This is a genomic window from Bacillus sp. MUM 13 (genome assembly GCF_001866725.1).
GTDB lineage: Bacteria > Bacillota > Bacilli > Bacillales > DSM-1321 > Peribacillus.
In genome coordinates this window covers 1-8,009 of the sequence record NZ_MLYQ01000140.1, presented here as the reverse complement: position 1 = coordinate 8,009, position 8,009 = coordinate 1, and the positions used below count along the sequence as shown (strand labels likewise).

Here is an 8,009-nt window from a genome sequence, read left to right as displayed (position 1 = left end):
ACTTTTGGGGTGCACTACACAAATAAGGACCCTCTTTTGTTAAAGCTTTTGCAGAAGTATTAGTAACTGCCGTACCCGAAACCGCCAGATTCATACCACAACTATAACCTCTTATTCATTTCTTTTTTTCCAGGCGTATGGTAACCACGGTGAGAAGAACTCCTAGAAACACCATAATAGCAGCTACCCAAGGGGTGTGCTGTAATCCCATGATGTCCGCCGTAATTCCTCCGACGTACGAACCTAAAGCAATTCCTCCGTTAAACGAAGCAATATTAAGAGAAGAGGCAACATCGACAGCACTGGGTACATAACGCTGCGCTAGGTTCAACACGTAAGATTGTAATACAGGCACGCTCATAAATGCCAACAGTCCCATAGCTGACACCGTAATTAAACCAACTGCTTTATACGGCGCGGTAAATGTAAAGATCAATAGGATAACTGCTTGTACGCTAAACATAGAAAGTAAAGCTTTAAGTGGTTTTCGATCCCCAAACCGTCCTCCTATAGTGTTTCCAATTGCAATGGCTATCCCATATACAAATAGGACAACACTCACTTTTTCTGCACCAATTCCCATGATATCCTGAAGAATAGGTGAAAGGTACGTAAAGGTTACGAATGTACCTCCGTACCCTAGAATCGTCACGGCTAAGATCAGTAAAATTCTTCCGTTACCCGCTAATTTCAGCTGATCTTTATAAGATGGTGGTATTTCTGTTTTTAATTGATGACTTTGAATTGCAATAGCATTAAGAATAAGAGCAATTAAACCAATGAATGCAATTCCGTAAAATGGAAATCTCCAGCCAAAAATATCACTGATATATGTCCCTAAAGGAGCCCCAATTGCAGTGGCAACCGTAAACCCTCCGAAAACAAATGCAATAGCACTTGCCTGACGATTTTTAGGAACAAGACTTGCGGCAACCGTTGAACCTATAGCAAAGAACACACCATGTGCGAATGCTGATAGTATACGCCCTGTTAGTACGATACTGAATGTGGGAGCAATAGCCGTTATGATATGCCCGATAATAAACAGAACGATAACGGATAATAGCACTTTTTTTCTCGGAACCTTTGCCGTTAGAGAAGTTAAAATAGGTCCTCCTGCTGCAACTCCTATTGCATACATTGATACAATTAATCCAGCTGTAGATGTTGATATGTGAAATTCATTCGCAACTGCAGGAAGAACACCTACACTGATGAATTCTGTGACTCCTACACCAAAGAATGTTGCGGCCAAAGCAAACAGTGCAAATTTATTCCCATTTGACTTTGGCGCTGAATGTTCATTTCCATTCATGTGAAGACCTCCTAAGATGTGCTTGATTTCTTATATAGAATACCACCACAATATAATCGATAATAGTGAATGTAAATGATTATGTTATGCATTACTTTTGGATAATGGATTTTTGTGTAAACCTATCTTGCCCAGGAATGGGGAATCTCAAGCTTCAGTTAGAGGCGTATTGGCTTAAACTAATTGATTTTAATGTTATTGAAACCGATTATAATTTGGGTCTCAATCAGCTAATTTTATTAATTTGGGAACGAATTTGAATCTAACGAGCCCTTAGGAGTTAATGGCTCTATGAAATGACTGATTTTAACCAAGATACTGTTTTTGAAATTGTTCCATACGCAACTATAACAATTGACTTAATACCAGATAAATCTCTTTTTGTTTGGATTCTTTCGTAAGGATTGTTGCTTTTAAATAGCAAAAACTGTTTTTCTAATACAGTTGGTGGACTGGATTAAACAGCATAACTGTACTTTACTAAGTCCTACACTCCGAGTAACGGATATTCTAAGATGAGAAAGTAATTCGTCTTCAGTAAAATGTATGTTTTCATAGGGTAAGGAATAAAGCTTTAAGAATTGTAACGCTGCCTTACCCTCCCACTTTTTAATCACCCTTAGAAATTCTGAAGTACCGGTCAATCCAGTTATGAAACTGGCCTTGGACCGTTTGAAGGTCTTCAGTTAAAAGATCGCTTATTTTCTTTGCCACACGGAGTTCTGCATAAACCCCTTAAACCTTCTTTCCATAAGAATGCTTCTTTAGAGACCCTCCGATCTTAGCTAACACACTATTCACTGTCTCAGTAGATGAGCTTGGTTTCGGTAACTTTGAAATACGCGAACGTGCTGCCCTTAACATGTCGTAACCCTCATACTGGAGAAGAAATTCAAATAGCAGCTGGGAAAATCTCTGCTTTCAAAGCTGGAAAAGCTATTTTCGGAAAATAAATACACTTACAAAAAGGAGTGGGAACCTCCAGCGAGCAAAAAAGACCATCTTTTAAAGACGGCCTTTCTTTTAAACTAGATCTTCTGTTAATGTCATAGAGCGATTTTGGAGGCTATCGGAACGCAGGCTATAAGCAACTACTTTCTTCTTATACTGTTTGACTACATCCACATGATCACTGTTGCTGTACAAAAACAACCTGACATCCTTTTTGCCTTTTTTGGTATCAATGACTAGTGGAGTCCCGCCGTTTTCTGGATGCAAAAACATTTGTTCATTTCCTGGAAATATATAATATTGTTCTAAGAATGTACCTTTGTTAAAAAAATCAATTACTTGAGCTGCATCTTCACTTTCCAGGTGTTTTCCCTCGAAGGTCACGACGGTATTCGCATCATTAAGCTTTGAATGCATTTCAAACTTGCCTGTAATCCATTTCACCGCATCGGATGGAAGACAGGAAATCAATATTTTTAATAGACCAAAGAGAATGGTCAAAACCAAAGCTAGTCCAGTCATACTTCATCATCTCCGTATTGTTCTAATTTGATATTTTTAAATATTTCATTTCCCTTTTATAATAAGTCTACTATTTTTAGATTGCACTAATATGTGAAATATGTCACAAAAATACAATAACGTTAAATTTCCAAGTGGCAATATGAGCAAAGCGAAAATTTATAACATAAAGAATGTTGAATAAACCACGATTGTACAGTAATTGGTTCAGTAACTAACGATTTTCTAGCAACTTCCAATGAAGCTAATAACAAATAGGAAGTCGAATTGCCGTTAACATACTTAAAACAAATTGAACCCGCTTGGGTGAATCAAGATTCCCCCGCAGATTCAGAACTCTGAGTTAGAGAACCATCTAATTTATTCACACTTGCTGCAGCCATGTCGGCCCCGGCCTCCATTGCAGATAATGGCATTTCCTTTGAAAATGAATATGGGCCCATGTGCTTCGTCAACAAGAACTGGCACCGGAATATCTCTTGAATGAGCAATTTTCACAATCTTTTTTAAGTCTCCAGAAACACCATAATAAGTTGGGTTGATAACCAATATAGCTTTGGCATCAGGATAGGTTTATTGCTTTTTAAATAGAATCCGGTGTAATCCCGTGTGAGATACAGAAGCGGGAATCTACTTCCGGATGGATAAAAACAGGTATAGCACCTGAGAAAATAATCGCATTCATAATGGATTTGTTTACATTTCGCGGGACTAAAATCTTATCTTCAGGTTTACAAACGGACTTAATCATGGCCATAATCGCCCCGCTTATCCCCTGTACAGAGAAGAAAGTATATTCTGCACCAAATGCTTTTGCCGCTAATTCCTGTGATTGTTTAATAATGCCTTTTGGAATGTGTAAATATCAAGCGGTTCAATATTAATTAAGTCAATTGAAAAGCATTCTCACCAATAAATTCTCTAAAGACATGATCCATTCCATTTCCTTTTTTATGGCCGGGGATATGAAACTGGATTGGATTTTGTTCTGCATGTTTTTTTAGGCCCGTAAATAACGGAGTTTCAAACTGGTTTAACAATTTGCACACACCCTTTCTCATCTTACGTGTTGAAATTAATAGTCAAGTTGTTATAAATGATTAAGATGGTCATCAAAAATATCCTGCAAAATGGAACAAATCTTACGAAACCGTGCACTTACTAATATAGTGATAGTTTTATAAATAAGTTTTTGTAAAAGAACAGGTCCTTCCCCCGAATATGGCTAAGCAATAATTTTCTAATCAATAATCCAAATATGATTTGTTTGCGGGCATATTACTCCATATCACAGTTGTGAATTTATACACAAATTAGAATCTTCCCTATGGTTAAATCTTTTCTAAAAATCCACCACTCTACAATAATGGATTTTTTAAAATAGATAACCATCCAATCTTACGCTTTTTTCACCATCCATTAGTAAAGATCTATGTTAATATCATGATTCTTAATACGAAATACTCGACAAAAAGTCCTTACTCTACTTCTTTAGAAAATAAATCCATCAATTGTTTGATTGTAGGACTGAGATTTACTAAGAAATAAGCTTCTCTTAATCTTCTAAAAGTATCGTTGCCCTGAATATAGGACTGTCCTCCAGAAAAGAGCATGTCAGTTTGTGTTGCTTTCAGCGTAAGTTTAGCCATTTCCAATCTAGTCTGTAAGATGTCCTTCCAAATGCTTGAAAGGTCTGTAGATTCCGCATGAGAGTAAGTTTTGTTCCGAAGACTTTCAAGTTCTCCTGACAATTCCTGTATTTTCGGTTTAAGAGACCTATTACCTTGACTATTTCTAGAATAGATATCTTTTAAAGATTGTATTGCAGCATGTGAAACCCCAATCCCCAGAGGTATTTGATATAAAACCAAAAATGGACGGAGCGTTTGTATGAATGTGTCGGCATTTTGGGAAATAATCCAATCATCTGGAATGAATACTTTGTCAAAGGAGCAGGAATACGTACCGCTCCCCTTTAATCCAATAAAATGAGTTTTCTTTTCCGATATGAGTCCCTTTGTATTCAAAGGAAGGATTCCTATGATTCTTTTTTCCTCATTCTGTGAAGCCACAATTACAAACCAGTGGTCATCATCAAGATTAGAAACGCTTGGTAAACTTCCGGTCAAGAAATATCCACCCGCTGTCCTTTCAGCCTTCAAGCGAATATTCTCCAGTCCGGCATAATATTTTAATGCGTTTGATAATCCAGTTCCACCCAGTATTTCTCCTAATTCAAGGGCTGGTAATAAATCGTTTTTTATAAAAGGATTACTGCTCAACCTCAATGCAGTTAGTGCGGCTAAATGACACCATTCTGTAAATGCGGTTGTCATGCAATGGTTTGCTGTCTCTTGGATTAAATCAATCTCCCTGTACCGTAAACTTCCCTTAGGTAAACTTGTGGAATGAAAGAAGCCATTTTCCCCTAGAATGTTCAGAAATCTTTTGGGGTAAAGTCCCACTTCGTCCACTTCTTGAATAAAAGGTTTAAGATGCTCCTTAATGATTTGGCCTAAAACTATCTTATCTATTTGTGTTGATATCACCTGTGCCACTCCTAATCTGTAAAAAAATCAAGGGACCCTGACCACAATAAAAATATTTGAATCGTGAGAGGTCGACTCGTTTAAGCTTATTATTTCTTTCTATACAAATTTTTTAATTTCTGAGTGTTACCAATAACTTAAAGACATCAGGCCTTGCATAATGGCCAACAGGATCAAATTCCATTCGCTAAGCGATTTGTTTAAAGTCCAGATTTAGTGGTATCAGTGTTTCTTCCCGTCCCCAGTCTGGTCCTGAAATAGAATCCCCAAGCCGCCAACAATGGCCTTACACGGCTGTATATTATTCTCGGTATAGAACTCTTAAAATTATCATAAAAAGCTAAATCCTTCAGACATATGTCCTAGTTTACATATTTATCGGCTGAAAAAACCATAGACCTTAAGGATAACTATCTTCTCAAATTTATTTAATTTGGCGTAAAGCTAATGCAAACCTTTTAATTCCCATATCAATATCTCCCTCTTTCTCCCTGGCAAATGTAAAACGAACATAGCCTTTTTGCGTTCCCATGGTTGATCCAGGAACATAGATGACACCATTTCGTATGGAATTCTCGAGTAATTGACCTTCATCATGCCCTTTATTGATCCTGCACCAAATATGAATTCCGCCTTCTGGTATTTGAAATTCGACACTATCCTCCAGATAGTCCTTCATACTGATGACAATTTGGTCTCTCCGCAGTTTTAATTGTTTCACCAAGCGGCAAATATGATTCGAAAAATACTCAGATTCTAAAAATTCTTCGGCAATCCACTGAGTATAGCTACCATGTCCGAAATCAATTTGCTGTTTCGCATCAGATAATCTTTCAATGACAGACTTTGGTCCATGGATCCAGCCAATTCGTAAGCCTGAAGCCACAATCTTGGACAAAGAACTAATATATAATACATTACCGTGCACATCCATCGATTTTAAAGGACTTGCCTCTTTTCCTGTAAAGGAAGTTAAACTGTACGGATCATCCTCTACAATCGGGATTCCATATTTAGAGGATAAATCTAAGATTTTTTTCCTGCGTTCTTGACTAAGGTAAGCTCCCGTAGGATTTTGATAGGCAGGATTTAAAAAAATTATTCGAATACGATGTTTTTTATACAATGATTCTAAATCATCTGGATTGATTCCATACTGGTCGACTGGTAGATAAAACGTCCTTATTCCTGCCGATTTAAATATAGGGAGGCCATAATGATACGATGGATTCTCTAACACAATCGCATCCCCCGGCTTTAAGAGACATTGGACGACAAGATGCAGCGCCTGCTGCGCACCTGAGGTAACCAGGATGGAGGAGGAATCTGTTTCAATTCTCCGATATCTCTTCACATGCTCTACAATGGTATTTCTTAGCCTTTCACTTCCCTGGGGGTGATCGTAGCCCAAGCGGCCAGTAAATGGCCTGCTAGCTACAATTTTTTGTAATGAGTCAAGGGGAAATAAATCTTCAGATAACTCCCCGCTCGCTAGATTTATCAGGCTATGGCCTTCTATTTCCTTCCTGATTCTTTGAATCACCGGCATATTCGGCAAGAATGAGCCAGCTTCCACGTACCGGTTCCAGCTGGGGATGCGCTTTTTGGTAAGTCCCCAGATATCCTTGCTTATTCTTGTTCCACTCCCTCTTTTTCTCTCGATAAGACCAATTGACTCCAATTCATCGTACGCAGCGACAACTGTACTCCTATTTACTTGAAGCTCACTTGCCAGCTGCCTTTCGGAAGGCAGGAGCTGATCGGGAGGAAGGATCCCTTCCTCAATTCCATTTCCAATAAACTCAGCGAGCTGCTTATATATAGGCTTTTTTTGTTTCCTATCCGGTCTCCAATCCATATTTCACCCCGCACCTTGAAATTTAAATTAAAAATAACCTATCCTCTTTAAAAGAAATGATAGGTTTAAGTTTCTTACATTTGATTTTTTTTATGCAAACCACCTAATATAGACGGCAACTGAAATAATAGAAAGAATAATGACGACAGCATAAATCAAAGCTAGATTAGTGATATTACGCTTAGTTGATTTGCTGTACCCTTCATCCCCTTTACCGGCCACCATAAGAGTTGCAATTAGAGAAATAACAGAGATAATGATAACCAAAATATAAGCAACAGTCATCTTTCGCACCTCTATATGTAATTATAATATCCCATTATACGAGTTAAAGGACTAAAAAGAACCATCCAATTCGAATAATCAGAACCCATCCACTTGAACAAAGCCTAGAAAGGTTTTATACTGAATTGCTCTCTGTAGGAACAATATTTTATATTGTATGCGTCTTTAACCGTGGGTATATCGCTTTGTATGTTCGATTATACGTTTCAGCCAAAACGTCAAAAATATGCAGATAATCTTTTTTAAACTATTACTTTTGCCAATTGGCCATAATATTCACCTTTTATAGCTTGGTTTAATAACTTAACTAATTCTATATTTCACCACGACTAAAAAACCTATCTATTTCATTTTATAACAACTTTTAGTTAAGTCCATTTTATTAGAAAAAAATTTCTACTTACCATATTTATAATTTCTTCATTATTGATTCCAAAATCAATTGATAATACTTTACTCCAAGAAATTATATTAGTTAAGGTAGAAATAATTTCTTCTATCGGTTCATTCCCGTTCAGGTTTCTAATAT

General features: G+C 37.2%; 5 protein-coding genes and 3 pseudogenes. 1 reads left to right on the top strand and 7 read right to left on the bottom strand.

Going from position 1 to position 8,009, the window contains the following annotated elements:
- Positions 1 to 115: 115 nt before the first annotated feature.
- Complete coding sequence (locus tag BIV59_RS21715; protein ID WP_071353546.1) at positions 116 to 1,315, bottom strand: MFS transporter; 1,200 nt, start codon at positions 1,313 to 1,315, stop codon at positions 116 to 118.
- Between the two features lie 470 nt (positions 1,316 to 1,785).
- Positions 1,786 to 2,050: pseudogene (locus tag BIV59_RS24595) on the bottom strand (IS110 family transposase); the annotation flags it as partial.
- A gap of 73 nt (positions 2,051 to 2,123) precedes the next feature.
- On the opposite strand from BIV59_RS24595, the pseudogene BIV59_RS23070 reads away from it, so the two are divergent.
- Positions 2,124 to 2,268 (top strand): annotated as a pseudogene (locus BIV59_RS23070) (HU family DNA-binding protein); the annotation flags it as partial.
- Positions 2,269 to 2,338: 70 nt separating this feature from the next.
- Here BIV59_RS23070 and BIV59_RS21710 read toward each other — a convergent pair.
- The 5 genes and pseudogenes from BIV59_RS21710 to BIV59_RS21695 form a co-directional block, all read right to left on the bottom strand.
- Positions 2,339 to 2,788, bottom strand: coding sequence for a YfmQ family protein (locus BIV59_RS21710; protein WP_071353545.1), 450 nt, complete (start codon positions 2,786 to 2,788; stop codon positions 2,339 to 2,341).
- A gap of 206 nt (positions 2,789 to 2,994) precedes the next feature.
- Positions 2,995 to 3,849, bottom strand: a pseudogene (locus BIV59_RS23065) (aminotransferase class I/II-fold pyridoxal phosphate-dependent enzyme); the annotation flags it as partial.
- Positions 3,850 to 4,266: 417 nt separating this feature from the next.
- Positions 4,267 to 5,337 carry an acyl-CoA dehydrogenase family protein gene (locus BIV59_RS21705; protein ID WP_071353544.1) on the bottom strand — a complete coding sequence of 357 codons (1,071 nt, stop codon included), beginning with the start codon at positions 5,335 to 5,337 and terminating at the stop codon, positions 4,267 to 4,269.
- 424 nt (positions 5,338 to 5,761) lie between these two features.
- Complete coding sequence (gene pdxR, locus BIV59_RS21700) at positions 5,762 to 7,195, bottom strand: MocR-like pyridoxine biosynthesis transcription factor PdxR (RefSeq protein WP_071353543.1); 1,434 nt, start codon at positions 7,193 to 7,195, stop codon at positions 5,762 to 5,764.
- A gap of 90 nt (positions 7,196 to 7,285) precedes the next feature.
- A complete protein-coding gene (locus tag BIV59_RS21695; protein ID WP_071353542.1) occupies positions 7,286 to 7,480 on the bottom strand; it encodes a hypothetical protein in 195 nt (64 codons plus the stop codon).
- Positions 7,481 to 8,009: the final 529 nt, after the last annotated feature.

Bases quoted from the DNA above. Each gene is read 5' to 3' on its own strand.
- BIV59_RS21710 (WP_071353545.1), bottom strand. From the start codon at position 2,788: ATGACTGGACTAGCTTTGGTTTTGACCATTCTCTTTGGTCTATTAAAA.
- BIV59_RS21695 (WP_071353542.1), bottom strand. From the start codon at position 7,480: ATGACTGTTGCTTATATTTTGGTTATCATTATCTCTGTTATTTCTCTA.
- BIV59_RS21715 (WP_071353546.1), bottom strand. From the start codon at position 1,315: ATGAATGGAAATGAACATTCAGCGCCAAAGTCAAATGGGAATAAATTT.
- pdxR (WP_071353543.1), bottom strand. From the start codon at position 7,195: ATGGATTGGAGACCGGATAGGAAACAAAAAAAGCCTATATATAAGCAG.